The 20,480-nt window shown below is 43.6% G+C and carries 20 protein-coding genes and 1 pseudogene; 18 read left to right on the top strand and 3 right to left on the bottom strand.

The window, feature by feature from the left end; translation table 11 throughout:
• Positions 1-13: 13 nt before the first annotated feature.
• On the bottom strand, positions 14-676 hold the full coding sequence (gene rpiA, locus DKT75_RS08890; RefSeq protein ID WP_109823072.1) for a ribose-5-phosphate isomerase RpiA: 663 nt from the start codon (positions 674-676) through the stop codon (positions 14-16).
• Positions 677-778: 102 nt separating this feature from the next.
• Between rpiA and ilvA the strand changes: the two genes are divergently transcribed.
• From ilvA to DKT75_RS08860, 6 genes are all read left to right on the top strand, one after another.
• Positions 779-2,287 carry a threonine ammonia-lyase, biosynthetic gene (ilvA, locus tag DKT75_RS08885; protein ID WP_109823071.1) on the top strand — a complete coding sequence of 503 codons (1,509 nt, stop codon included), beginning with the start codon at positions 779-781 and terminating at the stop codon, positions 2,285-2,287.
• A gap of 122 nt (positions 2,288-2,409) precedes the next feature.
• Positions 2,410-2,646, top strand: a complete 237-nt coding sequence (rpmB, locus tag DKT75_RS08880; protein WP_109823070.1) for a 50S ribosomal protein L28 — start codon at positions 2,410-2,412, stop codon at positions 2,644-2,646.
• A 24-nt stretch (positions 2,647-2,670) separates the two neighbouring features.
• Complete coding sequence (rpmG, locus tag DKT75_RS08875; RefSeq protein ID WP_109823069.1) at positions 2,671-2,826, top strand: 50S ribosomal protein L33; 156 nt, start codon at positions 2,671-2,673, stop codon at positions 2,824-2,826.
• Between the two features lie 151 nt (positions 2,827-2,977).
• The gene (locus DKT75_RS08870; RefSeq protein ID WP_109823068.1) at positions 2,978-3,724 is read left to right on the top strand and encodes an ABC transporter ATP-binding protein; all 747 of its coding nucleotides are present in this window, start codon (positions 2,978-2,980) and stop codon (positions 3,722-3,724) included.
• The gene (locus DKT75_RS08865; protein WP_109823067.1) at positions 3,717-4,466 is read left to right on the top strand and encodes an ABC transporter permease; all 750 of its coding nucleotides are present in this window, start codon (positions 3,717-3,719) and stop codon (positions 4,464-4,466) included. The genes DKT75_RS08870 and DKT75_RS08865 overlap by 8 nt, the downstream gene beginning before the upstream one ends.
• 1 nt (position 4,467) lies before the next feature.
• Positions 4,468-5,835 (top strand): GldG family protein, encoded by a 1,368-nt coding sequence (locus tag DKT75_RS08860; protein ID WP_109823066.1) that lies wholly within the window; start codon positions 4,468-4,470, stop codon positions 5,833-5,835.
• A gap of 142 nt (positions 5,836-5,977) precedes the next feature.
• Here DKT75_RS08860 and argH read toward each other — a convergent pair whose 3' ends face one another.
• Positions 5,978-7,396, bottom strand: a complete 1,419-nt coding sequence (gene argH / locus DKT75_RS08855; RefSeq protein ID WP_109823084.1) for an argininosuccinate lyase — start codon at positions 7,394-7,396, stop codon at positions 5,978-5,980.
• Between the two features lie 258 nt (positions 7,397-7,654).
• Here argH and DKT75_RS08850 point away from each other — a divergent pair, with 258 nt between their 5' ends.
• The 12 genes and pseudogenes from DKT75_RS08850 (at position 7,655) to DKT75_RS08800 (ending at position 19,244) form a co-directional block, all read left to right on the top strand.
• Positions 7,655-8,707, top strand: a complete 1,053-nt coding sequence (locus DKT75_RS08850) for a sensor histidine kinase (protein WP_109823065.1) — start codon at positions 7,655-7,657, stop codon at positions 8,705-8,707.
• 5 nt (positions 8,708-8,712) lie between these two features.
• Positions 8,713-9,456 (top strand): LytR/AlgR family response regulator transcription factor, encoded by a 744-nt coding sequence (locus tag DKT75_RS08845; protein ID WP_170310665.1) that lies wholly within the window; start codon positions 8,713-8,715, stop codon positions 9,454-9,456.
• A gap of 123 nt (positions 9,457-9,579) precedes the next feature.
• Positions 9,580-10,659, top strand: coding sequence for a DUF2156 domain-containing protein (locus DKT75_RS08840; RefSeq protein WP_109823064.1), 1,080 nt, complete (start codon positions 9,580-9,582; stop codon positions 10,657-10,659).
• The gene (locus tag DKT75_RS08835; protein WP_109823063.1) at positions 10,660-12,027 is read left to right on the top strand and encodes a cytochrome P450; all 1,368 of its coding nucleotides are present in this window, start codon (positions 10,660-10,662) and stop codon (positions 12,025-12,027) included. It abuts the gene before it with no gap.
• A gap of 65 nt (positions 12,028-12,092) precedes the next feature.
• Positions 12,093-12,713, top strand: coding sequence for a phosphoribosylanthranilate isomerase (locus DKT75_RS08830; RefSeq protein WP_109823062.1), 621 nt, complete (start codon positions 12,093-12,095; stop codon positions 12,711-12,713).
• A 99-nt stretch (positions 12,714-12,812) separates the two neighbouring features.
• On the top strand, positions 12,813-12,992 hold the full coding sequence (locus tag DKT75_RS21735) for a hypothetical protein (protein ID WP_146201346.1): 180 nt from the start codon (positions 12,813-12,815) through the stop codon (positions 12,990-12,992).
• A pseudogene (gene accD, locus DKT75_RS08825) lies at positions 12,989-13,846 on the top strand (acetyl-CoA carboxylase, carboxyltransferase subunit beta); the annotation flags it as partial. The gene DKT75_RS21735 and the pseudogene accD, both read left to right, overlap by 4 nt.
• A gap of 195 nt (positions 13,847-14,041) precedes the next feature.
• On the top strand, positions 14,042-15,316 hold the full coding sequence (gene folC, locus DKT75_RS08820; RefSeq protein ID WP_109823060.1) for a bifunctional tetrahydrofolate synthase/dihydrofolate synthase: 1,275 nt from the start codon (positions 14,042-14,044) through the stop codon (positions 15,314-15,316).
• Positions 15,317-15,484: 168 nt separating this feature from the next.
• Positions 15,485-16,513 (top strand): SPOR domain-containing protein, encoded by a 1,029-nt coding sequence (locus tag DKT75_RS08815; RefSeq protein ID WP_109823059.1) that lies wholly within the window; start codon positions 15,485-15,487, stop codon positions 16,511-16,513.
• A gap of 82 nt (positions 16,514-16,595) precedes the next feature.
• A complete protein-coding gene (locus tag DKT75_RS08810) occupies positions 16,596-17,129 on the top strand; it encodes a CvpA family protein (RefSeq protein WP_109823058.1) in 534 nt (177 codons plus the stop codon).
• A gap of 29 nt (positions 17,130-17,158) precedes the next feature.
• Complete coding sequence (purF, locus tag DKT75_RS08805) at positions 17,159-18,652, top strand: amidophosphoribosyltransferase (RefSeq protein ID WP_109823057.1); 1,494 nt, start codon at positions 17,159-17,161, stop codon at positions 18,650-18,652.
• A 16-nt stretch (positions 18,653-18,668) separates the two neighbouring features.
• Positions 18,669-19,244 carry a L,D-transpeptidase gene (locus DKT75_RS08800; RefSeq protein WP_109823056.1) on the top strand — a complete coding sequence of 192 codons (576 nt, stop codon included), beginning with the start codon at positions 18,669-18,671 and terminating at the stop codon, positions 19,242-19,244.
• Between the two features lie 335 nt (positions 19,245-19,579).
• On the opposite strand, the gene DKT75_RS08795 is transcribed toward DKT75_RS08800, so the two are convergent.
• Positions 19,580-20,278 carry a GntR family transcriptional regulator gene (locus DKT75_RS08795; RefSeq protein WP_158278818.1) on the bottom strand — a complete coding sequence of 233 codons (699 nt, stop codon included), beginning with the start codon at positions 20,276-20,278 and terminating at the stop codon, positions 19,580-19,582.
• Positions 20,279-20,480: the final 202 nt, after the last annotated feature.

Here is a 20,480-nt window from a genome sequence, read left to right as displayed (position 1 = left end):
AGTATTGAAAAGCTTAAGACGCTTTAACAACCTTCGCGCCACCAGGTGTACCTAAGATCAAGACATCAGCAGGTCGTGCAGCAAATAAACCCACTGTCACAACACCTGTGATTTGATTGATTTTTGACTCTAGCTCAACAGGGTTAGTAATTTTTAAACCTGACACATCTAAGATGATATTACCGTTATCCGTTGTATAACCGTGACGAAGGTCAGGTGTTCCGCCCAACTTGATCATTTCGCGTGCCACATAACTTTGTGCCATCGGAATCACTTCAACAGGCAATGGGAACTCACCCATAACTTCTACAAGCTTGCTCTCATCAGCGATACACACAAATACATCACTCGCTGCTGCAACAATCTTCTCACGTGTTAACGCGCCACCACCGCCTTTAATCAGGTTTAACTGAGCATCTGACTCGTCAGCACCATCAACATATAAATCTAGTGGGCCAGTTTGGTTAAGCTCCATCACCTTAATACCGTGAGACTTTAAACGCTCTGCCGTTTTAACAGAGCTAGCAACCGTGCCTTTTAAAGGAATACGGCTTTCTGCTAATAAATCAATAAAGTGATTCGCCGTTGAGCCTGTACCCACACCAATTATTGAGTTGTCTTCGACATATTTAAGTGCTTCTGCCGCTGCTGCGCGCTTCATTTCATCTTGTGTCATAGCTCTAACCGCTTCTAAATTCAAATATCGACATCATACCGAATGATGATAGTCTATGGCACTCTTAAACCTTGCCAAATATAGCTTTAAAGCGACCAAACGATGAAAAATGACCTTATAGAAAGAATCCTCAAAGCGCGCGTCTATGATGTTGCACGTGAAACGCCACTCGAATTAGCTAACTCATTGTCTCGTCGTTTTGAAAATACTATTTATTTAAAGCGAGAAGACTTACAACCTGTGTTCTCTTTCAAGCTACGTGGTGCATTTAACTGCATGCAAAACTTGTCAGATGAGGCCAAAGCACGTGGTGTCATTACTGCTTCAGCAGGAAACCATGCACAAGGCGTGGCTTACGCAGGTAGGCACCTAGGCATAAAAACAACGATCGTTATGCCAACCATTACACCTGACATTAAAGTGAATAATGTACGTGCTTTTGGTGGTAACGCGGTGCTAGTGGGTAACACCTTTGACGAGGCTTATGCTCACGCAATGGAGCTGATTGAGCGTGATGGTTTAACCTTTGTTCACCCTTTTGATGACTTAGATGTGATCGCGGGGCAAGGCACCATCGGTATGGAAATTACGCGTCAACACCCAGACAAACTCGACGCCATTTTTATCTGCGTTGGTGGTGGTGGTCTTATGGCAGGTATCGGGTCGTGGATTAAGTACCTAAGCCCTGAAACTAAGATTATCGGTGTTGAGCACGAAGAAGCACCCAGCATGACTACGGCGTTGAAAGCCGGCAAACGTGTCATGCTCGATCAAATCGGTACTTTTGCAGACGGTGCAGCGGTAAAGATTGCGGGCGAAAACACCTTTGAAATTGCAAAAGACGTTGTTGATGAAATGATCACAGTGAGTACGGATGAAACCTGTGCTGCGATTAAAGACGTCTTTGAAGACACTCGTACCCTTTTAGAACCTGCGGGTGCGCTCGGTGTTGCGGGCATGAAGAAATATATAGAACGTACTGGCTGTAAAAGTCAGAAGTTCGTTGCGATCAGTAGTGGCGCTAACATTAACTTTGATCGCCTACGCCACGTGGCTGAGCGTGCAGAGCTTGGTGAGCGACGTGAAGCGTTATTTGCCATCACTATTCCTGAGCAGCCGGGTAGTTTCCGTAAATTCTGCGAAACGGTAGGTAACCGTGCGATTACAGAGTTTAACTACCGTTATTCTGATCAGCACAAAGCACAGGTTTTTGTGGGTGCTAAAGTTGCTGGTGACACTGAAAAAGATGAGTTGCTTCAGCAACTCACTGACAGCGGCACATCCGTACTGGATCTAACTGATAATGAGTTAGCTAAAGTACACATGCGCTTTATGGGTGGTGGTCACGCGCCTGACTTGAGCGATGAAGTACTTTTCCGCTTTCGTTTTCCAGAAAGACCGGGCGCATTGCTCCACTTTTTAAATAATATGAATGGTTGGAACATTAGTTTATTCCACTATAGAAACCATGGATCTGACTTTGGGCGCGTACTTATTGGTATGCAAGTCCCTGAAACAGACCGTGTAGCGTTTAATGAAATGCTTGAAAAGCTTGGTTATGAGTACTCAGAAGAGACACAAAACCCAGTTTATCAGCACTTCTTAAGATAGACAGAAAATATCCTTGCCGTGCAGCCCGTAATTGGCTATTATGCTCGGCTTTTCGATGGTCTGAAATTCTCTTGGAATTCGGGGCATCAGCTAAATAAGATTTCCTGATTCGGAGAATAGTCATGGCAAAAGTATGCCAGGTAACAGGTAAGCGCCCAGTAGCGGGTAACAACGTATCTCACGCGAAGAACCATACACGTCGTCGTTTCCTTCCTAACCTACAAAGCCACCGCTTTTGGGTTGAAAGTGAAAACCGTTGGGTTAAGCTTCGTCTTACAGCTAAAGGTATTCGTATCATCGATAAAGTTGGTATTGATGTAGTATTAGCAGACATGCGTAAGCGTGGCGAAAAAGTATAACCGGCCCAGCCGATAGGAGTTAACATGCGCGATAAGATCAAACTAGTTTCTAGTGCTGGTACAGGTTTCTACTACACTACTACTAAGAACAAACGTACGATGACTGAAAAATTGGAAATGATGAAGTTCGATCCAAAAGTTCGTAAGCACGTTATGTTCAAAGAAGCTAAAATTAAGTAAGTTTGTTTTTCGAAACATGCTTCAAAAGAACCCGACCTTAGTGTCGGGTTTTTTTATGCCTAAAAATCCCTTACACTAGCAACGCGCAATTGTTTGGGGAAACAATACACACCCACCTTTCATAATAACTCTAATACTATAGGGAAAAGGCATGCAGGCAGCTAACTTGCTGATCGAAGCCAGCGACTTACAGCGTTTTTACGGCAACCATGTTGCAGTGGATAACGTTAACCTTGAACTCAAAGCAGGTGAAGTCCTCGGACTACTTGGCCCTAATGGCGCAGGTAAGTCGACGATTTTACAAATGCTATCTGGAACGCTCGCACCTCATGCTGGCACCATCATCATTAATGGTATTGATCTTAAAGAGCGCCCCACTGAAGCGCGTCGTCACATTGGCTACCTACCTGAGACACCCCCACTCTATAAAGACATGACTATCCGTGAATATTTAAACTATTGCGGCAGGTTACATGGACTGAAAGCCAAACAACTTAAAACATCCGTTGAGTCTGCGATTGATGACTGCCAACTGGGTGAGTTACAAAAGCGACTCATTGGCAATCTGTCAAAAGGCTATCAGCAGCGAACAGGCATCGCACAGGCGATATTGCACCGCCCTCCTTTGATTATATTAGATGAGCCAACGGTTGGACTGGATCCTTTACAGCTTGAGCAGATTCGTAACTTGGTGAGAGAGCTTGGCAAAAGCCACGGCATTATTCTCTCAACACATATACTGCAAGAGGTAGATGCCGTATGTGAGCGCGTACAAATCATCAATAAAGGCAAGACCGTGCTAAATGAAAGCCTAGACTCCCTGAGACAACGCGACCAATCACTTGAAGACTTCTTTAATAAAGAACTGGCAGCCAAAGCGGAGACCAAACATGCTTAATATTGGCTTCTCTGAATTTCAACGCTTATTTCGTACGCCATTAGCGTGGGTATTGCTGGCTGTTGTACAGCTCATTTTGGCGTATCTATTTTTAATACAAACTGAAAACTACATCACGACCATACAACCACAAATTATCGCCAGTAACGCGCCCTACGGTGTGACGGACTTAGTACTGACTCAGCTCTTCGTGTTCGCAGGTATCATGATGCTAGCCATTATGCCGCTACTGACCATGCGTAGCTTTGCTGAAGAACGACAAAACCAAACACTGGTGCTACTTCGAGCAACACCGCTTTCAGCTATGCAGATTGTATTAGGTAAGTTTCTGGCACTTGAGCTACTAGTTCTCTGCTTGGTTGGAATGATTAGCTTGATGCCCTTATCGCTGCTTCTCGGTACTTCATTAGATATTGGCCAATTGATCAGTGCGATTTTAGGATTGTTTTTATTGCTCAGCTCGTTTGCTGCAGCAGGTCTATTTTTATCCTCACTGACTAAAAACACCATGATGGCTGCACTACTAGGATTTGCGTTTTTATTAGTACTCGCACTGCTTTACTTCGCAGGCATACGCACTGAAGACCCAAGCCCACTATTGGTTTACTTGTCTCACTTCGGCCATTACCAAGGCTTTTTGAATGGCATTATCGATAGCCGTGACATTGTTTACTACCTACTGTTTATCGTCGTCTTTTTAGCCCTAACAGTCCGTAAGCTAGATAACGAGAGGCTAGGATAATATGAGCATTAAGCGCCCTTCAGCCTTTGGCCATCATCTAAATCAGATCGTATTTTATTGCCTAGTGTTAGGTCTCGCAGGACTTGTTGCGTGGTTTAGCACGCGTCAGGTAAAAATCACTGATGTCACTTTTGGGCAACGTAACACGCTAACAGCTCAGACACAGTCGCTACTTAAATCCATTGATAAGCCAATCAACTTTGTCGCCTACCTTTCGGATGAAAAGGTAAACCTTCACGCGGGCATGAAAAAACTGGTTAATAAATATAAGCAGTTTAAGCCTGACACGACGCTAGAGATTATTGACCCTAACTTAAATCCTGACCGCGCTAAGCAAGATAAAGTAGTCTCGGAAGGTAGAGTTATTATTCAGCTGGGTGAAGACAGCAAAAAGCTCAGTTCGGTTGATGAAAATACCATCGCCAACACGTTGCAGCGGATGCTACGCAATAACGTGCCGCGCGTGATCATGCTAGAAGGCCACCAAGAGCGCGATGCATTCGACGAGAGTGGTAGTGGCTTAAGTAAGCTACGTGAGCGACTTGCTGATCGTGGTTTTCGTTTGCAGCCGCACAATATACTAACGACCCAGTCATTACCAAAAGACTCTAGTTTTGTGGTGATCGCGGCGCCGCTACAGTCTTACTTAGACACTGAAGCCAAAGTTATCAGTGATTACATTAAGACGGGTGGAAATCTACTGTGGCTAACTGAGCCTCGCACGCTTGCGGGTTTGGATAGCATCAAGCAGCAGCTTGGGTTAAATATCCCTGAAGGAACACTTTTGGGTAATAACCCTAAGCTTCAGGAGATGCTTGGCATTAAACACCCAGCAGTAATGCCTGTGATCAAATTTAGCCATCCTTTACTCAAGGACATGACAACACCTGTGCTACTGCCTTTTGCAACTGCGATAGAGCAAGACCTCAACGTACAAACAGATTGGACATACGCGCCACTACTGACAACTGAAGATCAAACATGGCTAGAGGTTGGCGAGCTTAGTGGCGAAGTCACCCGTGACTTCACAACAGGCGACCTACCCGGCCCTATGAGTTTGGCGATGAGCATGACCCGACAACTTGCGGATAAAGCACAACGCATTGTAGTGATGGGCGACAGTGACTTTATGCTTAATCAGTTTATTGGTGCGGCTAATGGTGGCAACTTAACGCTCACTAACAAACTGTTTGATTGGTTGAGCAATAGTGACCAACTACTCTCTATCGAACAATCTAGAGCACCAGATACTGAACTGAAAATGCCGGGTAATAGTTTGAACATATTGTCGGTGGTGTTCTTGATTGGATTACCGTTGTTGTTGATTTTGATTGGCAGCATACGCTGGTGGATTAGGAAGCGACGTTAAGCAACAGAGTTACTAAGCCATAGCAGCACTAAACCTCTCCAAAACAAAATTAGTAGATACACAAAGGCCTCGTACAGTTAACAACCGTACGAGGCCTTTTATTTCCTAAGTTAGCGCTGCAATAGCAACTTACTCACCTAGATTAACGAGCTGCTAAAGCACTCTTAGCAATCTCAGCCTGAGCCAAAACCTGCTCAGGCGCAGTACCACCAATGTGATTACGTGCAGCGACCGAACCTTCAAGCGTCAACACATCAAATACATCATCAGTAATAACATCTGAGAACTGTTGTAGCTCTGCTAGCGTCATTTCACTTAAATCTTGCTTAGACTCAACACCAAATGCTACCGCCTTACCAACGACTTCATGAGCATCACGGAAAGGCATACCTTTAACCACTAAGTAGTCAGCAAGATCAGTCGCTGTAGCGAAGCCCTGCATTGCAGCACGACGCATGCTTTCAGGCTTAGTCTCAACGTGAGGCATCATGTCAGCGAATGCGCGCAAGCAACCGATCAGCGTATCAACCGTATCAAACAACGGTTCTTTGTCTTCTTGGTTATCTTTGTTGTAAGCAAGCGGCTGACTCTTCATCAGCGTCATCAAACTAATCAAACTACCGTAAACACGGCCAGTTTTACCACGAACGAGCTCTGGTACGTCTGGGTTCTTCTTCTGAGGCATGATTGAAGAGCCAGTACAGAAGCGATCTGGCAAGTTGATGAAATCAAACTGTGCAGACGTCCAAAGCACTAACTCTTCTGAGAAACGAGATAGGTGCATCATGATAACGCTAGCAGCAGCAGTGAATTCAATCGCGAAATCACGATCACTAACACCGTCTAGTGAATTATTTGATGGACGATCAAAATCCAACAACTTAGCAGTGAACTCACGATCTATCGGATAACTGGTACCTGCGAGTGCAGCAGAACCTAACGGCATTACATTCATACGTTTGCGGCAATCTTGCAAACGATCAAAATCACGCTCAAGCATTTCGTACCATGCCATCATGTGATGACCAAAGGTAATTGGCTGCGCAACTTGAAGGTGCGTAAATCCTGGTAAAATCGTATGTGCTTCACGCTCAGCAACAGACACCAAACCTTGCTGCAAACGAGTGATTTCTGTACCGATAAAATCGATCTGTTCACGTAACCACAAACGAATGTCTGTAGCGATTTGATCATTTCTCGAACGACCTGTGTGAAGCTTCTTACCGGCAATACCTATGCGGTCTGTCAGGCGCGCTTCGATGTTCATGTGGACATCTTCTAGCGCGATAGACCATTCAATATTTCCAGCTTCCGCATCAACACGAATCGACTCTAAACCTTCTTTGATGTCGGTCAGTTCTTGCGCCGTCAAAATGCCTACTTTATGTAGCATCTCGGCATGAGCAACAGAACCTTGTATATCTTGGTTTGCTAGACGCTGATCAAAGGTTATCGAGGCAGTAAAAGCCTCAACAAAGGCATCAGTATCCTCTGCAAAACGACCACCCCATAGTTTATTTTCAAATGCTTTAGTGTTTGTTTCTACAGTGTTTTTTGACATATTCGTTAAGCTTCCAGCAAGTAAAATTTGATTGAAGAGCTTATCATAGTGTGGAACAATAGATAAGCGTTGAGTAAATGGCGATGGACGATAATAAAACAACGATAATTGTACCAGCAACCAGACAGACGCACATAATTAGGCGATGACCTAACAACCGAAATGATACCGGTTTAGTAAAATATAATAATAACAAACTAATGAGGTAATTTTCCGGACTCTGGTGCGATAGACGCACCCGACAAAGAAATAATAATAATGTCAGCTACGGAATCCAATACAAAGCGATTAGGTTTTTTACCCAATCTCTGTTCATTTAAATCTATTTTAAGTGTTGCTATTGCTGCTGAGGTATTGGCAATGGTTCTGGCACTTGCCGCAGCCGCCGAGACTTACCAAGCATCATTATTGAAACTAGCACTTACCTCATTATTTGTTCAATGGGTCGTGATTAGCTCAACTATGAGCCTCTGCCTATATAACCGCTTTTCTTCCACTAAGGATGTAATGCGTGTTGCTTTAGTAACCGCAAGCTTCGTTGCATTTTTTACGATTTGCGCTTCAGTTCTGACAATCATGGCTGACAGCTATCAAAAAGTGGGTGAAATATTTTATTGGGACACTCCATTCATCCTACGTAATCTTTTTATTAGTATTGTTATTACTTTACTAACTTTACGTTACTTTTACATCCAAAATGAACGGGATGAACATGTTAAAGCGGACTCTGGTGCTAAGTACGATGCACTGCAGTCACGGATGAGACCCCACTTTTTGTTTAACAGCTTGAACAGTATTGCCATGTTGGTACATCAAGATGCTGATCAAGCTGAAGAAGCGATTCTAGATTTGGCGGATATTTTCCGTACCACACTAGATAAGCGAAACCGAATTCCTTTACGTGAGGAGCTGGACGTCACCTTGCGCTACTTAAGAATGGAAGGCCTGAGACTAGGCAAACGACGTTTGAACATAGTTTGGGATATGGATCGAAATACATTGCCATTTGAAATGATGATCCCGCCCTTACTGCTACAACCACTGGCAGAAAACGCAATTTATCACGGGATACAACCCCGCGAGGAAGGCGGTACATTAGGTATTAGCCTTTATGATGCTGGCGACAAACTCGATATTGTGATCACTAACCCCGTCCCTCCTGAAGGTACGAATTCACACCAAAAAGGAAATCATATCGCTCAGGAAAACTTGAAAAACCGCTTGAAATTGGCGTACGGCAATAAAGCCAACTTACAAATTAAACGATCGCGCCACCAATATCGCGTCTCATTCTCGATCCCGAAGGAGTAATAATAATGACAATGAATATACTCGTCGTTGATGACGAAGAACTAGCCCGAAAGAGAATACAAAGTCTGCTTAAAGAGAAGTCAGACTACAACATATGTGCTGAAGCCGAAAACGGGGCAGAAGCATTGATGATGGTGGAACGTCATCAGCCAGATTTAATCCTACTAGACATTACGATGCCTGTTATGGATGGTCTGGAGGTCGCTAAGCACTTAGCTAGCATGCCAAATCCACCCGCCGTTATCTTCACGACTGCGTACGGAGAATACGCGCTTGAAGCCTTTTCAACCAAAGCAACAGGGTATCTAATGAAGCCTATAAGACAAGAACAACTATTAAAAAGTCTTGAGCAAGCTCGTTCGTTAAACCGCGCACAACGTTCAGAAATGCTGGACAAAACTGACAGCGCTATCGCTAACCGCAAGCATATTTGTGCTCGCCGCCGCGGTAACTTGGAATTAATTCCAATTGAAGACGTGTACTACTTCCAAGCCGACCAAAAGTACGTGACAGTTCGTCACAAAGAAGGTGAAGTAATTATCGAAGAGTCGCTAAAGTCACTTGAAAGTGACCTATCAGAGCGCTTTATTCGAATTCACCGTAACGCATTAGTAGCTAAGAGCCGCATCAGTGGTTTATCTAAGTCACCAATCGGTCGCGTTAAAGTTACAATCGATAAAATTGAAGATGAGCTAGAAGTTAGCCGTCGTCATGTTGCTGAGATTCGTCGTTTCGTTCGCGAACGCTAAGAGACAGCAATAATGTGACCTGAAGTTCACATTGCAATGGCCAACCACAAATACCAATATATTTTTTATGGTATTCGTGAGTTGGCCATATTAGTATGTGGGCTGTCATAAAAGTGGCCTAAAATGAACAATAAAAACACTACCATCACTAATGAAGCCGTTCTACGCAGTTACCTGAGACGCTATGGTAGCAGCAGCATGAGCTACTCTACCCTTCAAGCAGAACTTGAGCACTTCGTTCTAGACGGTGTTGGCTATATTGCCTACCTTCCTTTTAAGCACTTTATTTGGAGCATAAGAGGTCACCGTATTGTCATTGGCAATCCTGTTTGCGACCCTGCCAATTACCAGCAAATATTAGCTGCCTTTTTAAAAGAAACTGACCGCGCTATCTTTGTCCACATCGATACAGAGTGTGGTGACGCGTTGACAGCGCTCGGTATTCAAGTAAACGGCTTTGGTATTGAAACCGAACTGACCTGTAACGACTTCGAGCTAGCCGGGAAAGCACGCGCCAAACTTAGGCAGTGGCGTAACAAATGTCAGCGTGAAGGCGTTCTCATTGAAGAGCAATCAGTTGCAGACTTTGACGATAAAACGATTGTTAAAGGCATTAGTGAAGCGTGGTTAGATGATAAAGGCACGCGTGAATATGGTATTTTATCCCGCCCTTTCTCGTACGAAGCAGAGCCTGATGTCAGAAATTTCTGGGCTTATTTAGATGGCAAGATGATTGCAATGGCTGTGTTTGACCCTGTCTACCGTGACGAAAAAGTAATTGGTTACTACCATAATGTAGACCGCATCCTTCCGGAAGCACCCAACGGTACCGGTGCTTACTTGTTACTAGAAGCATTGAAAGTGTTTGAACAAGAAGGTCGCGAGTTTATTTCACTGGGTATGTCTCCCCTCTTCCTCATTCAATCTAGTCCTGGGCACAATAAGAATCAAAAGACACAAAAAATACTCAAATACACGTATACACACCTTAACGAGATCTACCCTTTTCAAGGTAACGCAAGCCACAAACAAAAGTTTGCAGGTAAAACCGAGCAAGCTTACATAGCAGCAACCAAGGGAAATAATTTGTGGGAAGTGCTAATCCTCCTTAAAGCGCTTGGTGCACTAGAATTTAATATGGATACATTAAAAATCTTCAGCCATATTGCCCGTAAAAGCATAACGTTAATAAAAGGCTCATAGATGAAGCATTTCACACCGCCGTACCCGAAGCGCCACACAGAAAAACAATCAGCGATACAGTCGATACTACAGGCACGCAGTGACCTACTGTCAATCTGGTCGGAGGACTCATTCAAGTTTGAGTTCATGTCGCAAAAGATTTTAAAGCAGCACGTCTTCATTGCAAACGATCCAAGAATCGTTAAAGAAGTGTTTGTAACAAAGCATAAAATTTATGAGCGCAAAAGTCCGCAAATGGAGCAAGCGCTAGAACCATTATTAGGTGATGGCTTGTTTATTAGTCATGGTGAAACGTGGGCTTCTCATCGACAGCTACAAATGCCCCTATTCCACACTAAGTTCGTCCAAAACTATAGCAAGATAATGGTTTCAACCATTATGGAGACGGTTGAAGAGTGGAAGAAGCAAGGCGATAAAAGCACAATTAACGTGCTGCCAGAAATGGGCCAACTGACTGCTGAAATTATCTCTCGCACACTATTTGGTGAAACTTTAGGTAGAGAAAAGTCGGGCGAGGTAGTAACCGCCTTTGCTGAGTACCAAGCTTCTATTAAACAGACGCCTTTAAGTAGCTTTACTAATATTCCATCTTGGCTGGATAAGTTTAGTATTAAAAGCTTTAAAGCGTTAAGGGCTGCAAAACGCATTCATGCCGTTGTTGATGAAATCATCGACCTCACCGCTAAAAAAGAAAATCAAGAAACACTCATTGCTCACCTACTGTCTGCCAATACACAGCTAGAAGAAAACGCGCTGACGCGTGAGCAAATAAGAAATGAGGTCATTGTGTTGTTTATGGCTGGCCACGAAACAACCGCCAACTCACTCGCTTGGGCTTGGTACTTAATTTCACAGTCACCAGAAGTCGAGCAGAAATTGCACGCTGAGTTAGATGAAGTACTCGGTGATAGAACACCAGAATTTAGTGATGTCGCCAAACTACCCTACACACGTGCTATTTTTGATGAGGCCGTTAGGCTCTACCCACCTGTACCGATTATATCTAGACAGGCTTCCGAAGACGATACTATTAGGAAAAAACATATCCCTAAAGGCTCTTTGATGTTAGTTGTGCCGTGGCTATTACACCGACATAAAAACCACTGGGACGATCCTGATAGTTTTATTCCAGAGCGCTTTTTAGCAGGTGCTGAAAGAAAACCTAACAAGTTTGCCTACATTCCTTTTAGTGCGGGACCGCGCGTTTGCCCCGGGAAAAACTTTGGCCTTGTTGAGTCAGTGTTATCCATCGCTATTCTCGCTCAACACTTTAGGTTAACACTACCCGAAGGCACGCTTGTTAAGCATGAGTGTCGCTTGACGCTCCGTCCGAAAGGCAACCTACCGATGACCTTAGAAATACGTTAAATAACACTGCTGACACTCTATTGGTGTTGTGTTAGCCTGATTGCTTAGAATTTTGGGTGTGAGAGATGACACGAGTAAAAATTTGCGGCATTACATCGATAGAAGATGCACATAATGTAGCAGCCGCTGGTGCAGATGCCATTGGCCTTGTTTTTTATGCAAAAAGTAGTCGTTACGTCACACCAGAACAAGCAGCTAAAATTTGTAATGCTCTGCCTCCTTTTGTTACTAGCGTCGCGCTTTTTATGAACGCTGATGCCGAGCAAGTGAATGACACACTAAATAAGGTAAAACTAGACCTACTACAATTTCATGGCGCAGAGTCGGCTGAGTTTTGTCGTTCATTCAACAAGCCTTATATAAAAGCAGTTGGCATTAACGGTCTTAAAAACTTCACTGAGTACGCTGACCAGTACCACGATGCACTGGGTATTTTGATAGATAGTCATGCGCTTGGAAAAGCGGGCGGTACTGGTGAAACGTTTGACTGGACACTTTTACCAAAAGGTTACGCCAAGCCAATTATTTTGGCGGGTGGCCTTACTCCCGATAATGTAGCTGAAGCAATCATGCAAACATCTGTCTATGCCGTTGACTTAAGTAGCGGTGTTGAGTCGTCTTCTGGCATCAAAAGCAAAGTAAAAATCAACGCATTAATGAAAGAAGTAAATCGTATTCAAGCCTAGAACTCGGCTAAACACGGTCGACTGTCATGAGATAAGGGCTCTTATCTCAAACCAGAAAACCAGAAGATTTGCCAACGCCCTTGAAAAAAGTAGGGGTAGATGCGATATTCCTGCTTTGACCAACAATACATGAGCACTTTATCGCACGTATTGTTGAAGCAGGCGGTGACTGCTAGGGCTATTAACTCAAACATCTTCGGTATCGATGGTGTTCACATCATTACTAAAACAAGTAAATTGCTGGCGAACATGCGCCATGCTATGGATAAAATTGTATGAGCTGGTTTGAAAAATTAATTCCTTCGCGCATTCGTACTGAAGCGACGAACATTAAAAAGAAGGACATTCCTGAAGGTTTGTGGCACCAGTGCCCTTCTTGCAATACGGTATTGTATCGTCAAGATTTAGAACGCAATAATGAGGTCTGCCCAAAGTGCAACCATCATATGCGTATCAATGCGCGTCGTCGTCTTGATATTTTCTTAGACCCAGAAGGTCGCGAAGAAATTGCCAACAACATTGGCCCAATTGATATCTTAAAGTTTAAAGACTCTAAGAAGTATAAAGACCGTCTTGCTGCCGCACAAAAGCAAACGGGCGAAAAAGATGCACTACTCGTTAACAAAGGTACCGTGTTTGGTGTACCTGTTGTTGTTGCTGCTTTCGATTTTGAGTTCATGGGTGGATCCATGGGGTCAGTTGTTGGAGAGCGCTTCGTACAAGGTGTTAATGTGAGTTTGCGCGAAAAGATTCCTTTCATCATATTCACTGCCAGTGGCGGTGCTCGAATGCAAGAAGCGCTTTTTTCATTAATGCAAATGGCGAAAACAAGTGCTGCACTAACACGCTTAGCTGAACAAGGTATTCCTTATATTTCAGTATTAACTGACCCGACGATGGGTGGAGTATCGGCTAGTTTTGCGATGTTAGGTGATGTACAAATTGCTGAGCCTAAAGCACTGATCGGTTTTGCTGGTCCTCGTGTTATCGAGCAGACAGTCCGTGAAACGCTACCTGAAGGTTTCCAAAGAAGTGAGTTCTTACTAGAGAAAGGTGCGATTGACCGTATCATTCACCGTAACGAACTACGAACTGAAATATCTGACCTACTATCAATGTTCCAGCATCGCGCTCGACCAGAAGGCATTAGCCAAGTAACTGAAGCAGAGCCTGTTGTTCTTAAAGAACCAGTCGCTGGAGAAGTCCCGGAAGAGTTAATAGAGAAGGAAGCGTCATCACTTGATGCGATCATTGAGGGTGAAATCCCTGCTGCTAACAATCTTCCTATTCAAAACACGACAAAATAGTCACTACGATAGGCAATCTATATGAGTCGCACCCTTACTGAGTGGCTTGAGTGGCAAGAACAGCTGCACTTTTCAAGTATCGATTTAGGACTTGACCGAGTGCAAGCTGTTGCTGAACAGATGCAACTTGATACTTTGGACATGCCAGTGGTTAGCGTTGCTGGGACTAATGGCAAAGGTTCAAGTGTTGCCATGCTTGACAGTATTTACCGTCAAGCGGGCTATAGCACAGGCTGTTACACTTCACCTCACCTTATAAAATACAACGAACGTATTTGCATTAACGGCGCTCAGGCAACTGACGAAGAAATTTGTGAAGCGTTTACGGCTATCGACAAAGCTCGAGGTGAGATTAGTCTCACCTACTTTGAGTTCGGTACGCTCGCTGGCGCATACCTGTTTCGCAAACATAATGTTGACGTCACAATCTTTGAAGTTGGATTAGGTGGCCGACTAGATGCGGTCAACCTTTGGGATGCTGATATCTCAATTATTACAACAATTGATATTGATCATGTCGCTTGGCTAGGTAACGACCGAGAGAAAATTGGTGTCGAAAAAGCGGGCATCATGCGTGAAGGAAAAACGGTAGTTTGTGGCGATACAAATCCAACTGAGAGCATGGGTTCAGAAGCAATACGTATTGGCGCTAAGCTTCTTCAGCAAGGGAAAGACTTTAGCTGGAGAAAATCCAAAGACGGTCAAACATGGAAATATGTTGATACTCATCGCAATGCTTACAGATTCCCTCTACCTAAGTTACGCGGCGATTTTCAGCTAAATAATGCAGCATCGGTGATTACTGCAATATTAGACTTGAACCCAGTACTTCCAGTCAGCAATTTGCAGATTAAGAATGGCCTACTAGACGCTCAAGTCACTGGTAGATTGCAAAAGCTTGGTGAAAATCCTGAGTTACTAGCGGATGTTGCACATAACCCACAGTCAGCACAGGCTTTAGCAAGTTACCTAAAGAACAACCCGGTCAAGGGACAGACAGTAGCTATTTTCTCAGCGCTTGTCGATAAGGACTTAGAGGGCATTATAAGCCCTTTAAAAGAATACTTTGATGTTTGGCATTTAATCACACTCGAAGGGCCTCGCGTCCAAGGTTCTCAGATATTAAGTGATAAATTACAAGCAGTTGGCATAAGTGCTCCTATTGAATGCCATAAAGACACTGTGAATGTCATAAAAACATTACAAAAGACTATGAATTCTGAAGATAGGGTAGTCGCCTTTGGCTCTTTTCTGGTAGTATCCGCCTTTATACAAGGCCTAAATGCCAGTGAATAACGCCAAGTGAACTCATAATTTTCAATACATTACATGATAATCTTGACGCACAATCATCAGACTTGTCACAATATTAATAATCTCACTATAAAGCTAGTAAATAAACGACCTGAAAATGACTTCGGGGTGTGAAATTTGCAGTATTCGGCTTAAAAAGGAAGCTAAGGTATGAATAAGACAACGGTTAAACGTGGAATAGGTGCGGTACTTTTGGCGCTACTGGCTGCAGGCCTGCTAGCATTTCTGCTAAAGGACAAAGCAGATCAGCGTCAAGATATCGTTGATATGCCCCTTCCCGGCTCAGAAAACACTGCTCAAGCAGATGGGACAACTAAGCTTCCACAGCTAAGCATGGACAACACAAGCAGTGTAAACGTTGACGGTTCAGTTATTGCTAGCGCAGGCGCTGAGAACACTGTAAAGGCTACTGGCAGCATTCTAGATAGCGCAACCGGTACAATTGCAGCTTCTGCTACAGCAGTTGGTGCAGGCGTTGCTGGTGCAGTAAGCGCAGTGACTAACGCAGGTGAAAAAGCATTAGACTTTAATGTTCGCCCACCAAACACAGCGTCTACTGACTTCCGTGACCTGTCTGACGTAGACTTGGTGAATAACGGCAACTCTAGTGCTGCTGTTAACGCTCAAAGTGCTGTAAAAGCGACAACTACAAGTGCACCTAAAGCATCAACAAGTACAGGTACTAGCAGACCTTCGAACACCACGAAAGGATCAGTTATTGCAAGTTCTGAAGCTCGTGCATCTGGCGGCCAAGCACGTTTAATTGACGAGCGAAAGTCAGCACCACCTAGATCAGCACGTACAGACAAAGTTGTTAGTAGTAGAAAAGCATCAACTAGCTCGACTAGTAGCAAACCTGCTCCAGTAACTACATCAGTAGCCGCTCCAGCGCCAGTCGTTAATAAAGCAGCACCTGCAGCAGCATCAAGTGGCTCAGGTTATGCGATTCAGCTACTAGCTACATCGAGCGCTAGTCGTGCTCAAAGCTTAGTTAGTGTGATGAGAAAAGAAGGCTATTCTGCTTACTCAACTAAAGTGACGCAAAATGGCAAGCTGTTATACCGTGTAAGAATTGGCCAGTACGCAAACAAAGCTGAAGCATCAAAAGTGCACCTAGCAATGAAGCGTCGCTACAAGCAAAATGCAGATGTTAACCGAAGCGCGATTGTTCGCCGCTAAGTAACATTACTATAAGAGAGCGAGCATGAGGACATGCTCGCTTTTTTACTTTTCAAGAAACTAAATATTCAAGGTGAGATAAGTGGATATAAATTTTATTGATATCGGTATCGTCATTTTTATCGTTATCACCGCACTCGTCGGATTAGGTCGTGGTTTTGTTTGGATGGCACTCTTCCTTGGTACATGGATTGCTGCTGCAGGCATCGCATTTTTCTATCATGATGAATTGATGACAGAGCTTCCGTTTACACTATCAAGCGAAGTCTTTCAAAGAATCATAGCTGGCCTCATCATCTTCTTAGTTGTTCTCTTCGTAGGTACTCTACTTAACTACCTAATTAGCAAAGCCGTGAAGATTATCGGCTTAGGAACGGTCGATCGTCTGCTAGGTGTGTTGTTTGGACTTGCTTTGAGTGGACTGATCGTAGCAATGGCAGTTATGTTTACCAGTCTAACTAAATACACAGAACAACCAATGTGGCAAAGCTCTATTCTTGTTCCTAAGTTTGCATCAGCTGCAACTTGGATTCAAGAAAATGCACCACAACAGATGTCTTCATTATTGGAAGAAGCAGGTATTTCAAACCCTGTTGTTCCTGTAGTTACAAACTAACCCTTTTCAGCTAAATAGGTATAACCTGAATGTGCGGAATCATTGGCATTGTTAGTCACAATGCAGTAAGTCAGGAACTGTATGACGGGCTAACCGTCTTGCAACATCGCGGACAGGATGCTGCAGGCATCGTAACAAGTGATGGTCGACATCTATCACTTCGTCGCAAAAATGGTCTGGTAAAGGATGCATTCCGAACCAGTTCACACATGCGAAAACTGAAAGGTAACATGGGTATTGGTCACGTTCGCTACCCGACTGCGGGAAGCTCGTCCCAAGCAGAAGCTCAGCCTTTCTATGTAAACTCACCTTATGGTATATCTCTTGCCCACAACGGCAACCTAACGAACAGCACAGACTTAAAACAAGAACTATTTGATGCGGACAGACGCCATATCAATACAGAGTCTGACTCTGAAGTTCTGTTGAATGTATTTGCTCAGGAGCTTCACCGCCTAAACTCATACAGAGTAACGCCTGATGATATCTTCGAAGCAGTAGCAGGCGTTCATAAGCGCTGTACTGGTGCTTACAGTGTGGTTGCTATGATCACACGTGACGGTATTGTTGGCTTCCGTGACCCTAACGGTATTCGCCCATTAATTTATGGTAGCCGAAAGACTGAGCAAGGCACCGACTACATGATCGCCTCTGAAAGTACGGCACTTGTTACTCAAGGCTATACGATTGAGCGTGACATTGAACCAGGCGAAGCTATTTACATCACTGCCGACGGTAAAGTTCACGCAAAGCAATGCGCGACTGATCCTAAGTATGTTACCTGCTTATTTGAGTATGTTTACTTTGCACGTCCTGACTCGGTAATGGACAACGTATTCGTACATAAAGCACGTATGCGTATGGGTCACAAACTTGCTGAAAAAGTACAAAACGAATGGAAAGATCATGACATCGACGTGATCATCCCTATTCCAGATACTAGCCGTACATCGGCACTAGAGATGGCAATGACATTGGGTGTGAGCTACCGTGAAGGTTTTATCAAAAACCGTTACATTGGTCGTACCTTTATCATGCCTGGGCAGAAAGAGCGCAAGAAGTCTGTTCGCCAAAAACTCAACCCTATCGATCTTGAGTTCAAAGGCAAAAATGTAATGTTAGTTGATGACTCGATTGTCCGTGGTACGACCTCGAAAGAGATCGTACAAATGGTTCGCGATTCTGGCGCTAAAAATGTTTACTTCGCTTCTGCATCACCACCGGTTCGTTACCCTAATATTTATGGTATTGATATGCCAGCAGCGTCTGAGTTAGTCGCTCATGACCGTACTATTAGTGAAATTGCAGACGAACTTGGCGTTGATAAACTGATTTACCAAGACCTTAAGGACTTGGAAGATTCTGTTACAGAAGGTAATGATAAGCTTACCGAGTTTGATAACTCTGTATTTACTGGTAAGTATATTACGGGTGAAGACAACGCTTACTTTGAGGCACTTCAAATACGCCGTGCTGATGCTTCAAAGCAAAAGAAAGTTAAGCGTAGCGCTGTTGACCTTTAACAGCTAGCAAGTGCTTATGTCACAGCAACCTATCTTTTCCAATCAACTCGACAACCAAGAGTTGTTAGATAGGTTGCTGACTGACTACCCAAACTACACTCAGTCATTCCTGCTTTTGGTTAATATCAAACAGCAACTGCTTTACTCCCTAGATATTCAAAACAACAACTGTAACAGCTACCCTATTTCCAGCGCCTCTAATGGCACTGGCAGTCAAAATGGTAGCGGTAAAACCCCATTAGGTGCTCACTTTATCCGTGAGAAATTTGGCGACAACTCAAAGATAGGAAGTACTTTCAAAGGTCGTCAAGAGACAGGCAATATCGTTGAAATACTGCTTGGAGCTAATGAGCAAAGCACTGATGACAATATCACTACACGTATTATGTGGCTTAGCGGGTTGGAAGAAAATCGCAATAAAGGTAGCGATGTAGACAGCTATAGTCGCTATATCTATATACATGGCACAGATGAGGAAGGACGCTTAGGCACGCCTGCATCACATGGCTGCATACGTATGGGTAACAGTGATATTGTTGAGCTTTACTCCCAAGTGTTAACAAACACCTTGGTATATATCTTTAAAGAATAAGCACTCTTACATGTATTAGTTCCGATCTCATCTGACACTTCAGTAATGTGACTTGAGCTTGTAAGGTCATAGTTATATCGCGATATACATTTTCTCGTTACCAGAAACTCGTCGAAACGGTGACATTGGTTAAGTGCAGTCATTATGACCCTCAGCATGGCGCACTGATGAAAAAGTACTTGGAACGCATTCACAAGCAAGAAGATATCTCGAGTAATGTGTTTAAGTTCTTGGATAAAGATTTATCAGAACAAGTCTTTAAAAGGCGTTATTTTATTTTAGAATAAGATATATCATTGAAAAATCAGTGATTAAGCTGGCTTTTTCGGTTTCAGTTACTTAGAGAAAACGCTTAGAAGGTCTACACCCTCATTCTCACCTGTTTGGAAGCTAAGGTGTTGCTGGATTGAATGAAGGTGTTTCACCATAAGCTGCGCTGCTCGCTCACCATCTTTGTCATTGAAAGCAGTTAACAGCTTTTCATGGTCATCAGAATGACAATTGGAAACGCCAGCCGAGCCATAAATCCCGATAATCAATGAGGTTCGTGTTATTAACTCTCGAACCAATTTAGTCAGAATTTCGTTTCCCGCGATCTCCGCCAATGTTAAATGAAACTGCCCAGACAGGCGTATAGCTGCGCGACGATCGCCATCAATGTGCGCTTGATGCTCGTCGTTAAGGTGTTGTCGTAATGTGGCAATATCTTTTTTTGAGGCACGAGTGACGGCCAAACGAGTGATATTAGGCTCAACCTCTATTCTCGCTTCGAATACTTCTTGTGCTTCTTCTACAGAAGGCTTAGAGACAAATGCGCCACGATTTGCATATAAATCAACCACACCTCGACTTGCAAGAAGCAGCAAACTACGCCGAATGTGCATTCTCCCAACGCCAAGTGCTTTCCCTAAAGCGGCTTCAGAGAGTTTATGACCTGGTGGAAGTTGTCTTTCGATGATGGCATCGAACACTTGTTCCACTATCCAGTCTTCAAGAAGTTCGTGATCAATTTGGTCGGTTGAGCTTTGTTTCATGGATAAATACAACTCCTTGTTTTGGTGCGCTTTTGCACGCAGATAGAGCATGGTTAAAATTCAATCAACTACCTATCACCGTTTTTAACCATGTACTCTACATATTGTTAACGATCAGAATTTCATTGTTAACAATATTAGTTTTAAAACTAACAATATTTCTAAAAGCTACAGTTAATAAGGCTCTGTAGAGTTTGTGCTG

Source organism: Leucothrix arctica, assembly GCF_003172895.1.
In the GTDB taxonomy this organism is placed as follows: Bacteria; Pseudomonadota; Gammaproteobacteria; order Thiotrichales; family Thiotrichaceae; genus Leucothrix; species Leucothrix arctica.
The sequence above is the reverse complement of the archived record's forward strand: the minus strand, read 5'-3'. Positions and strand labels throughout refer to the sequence as shown.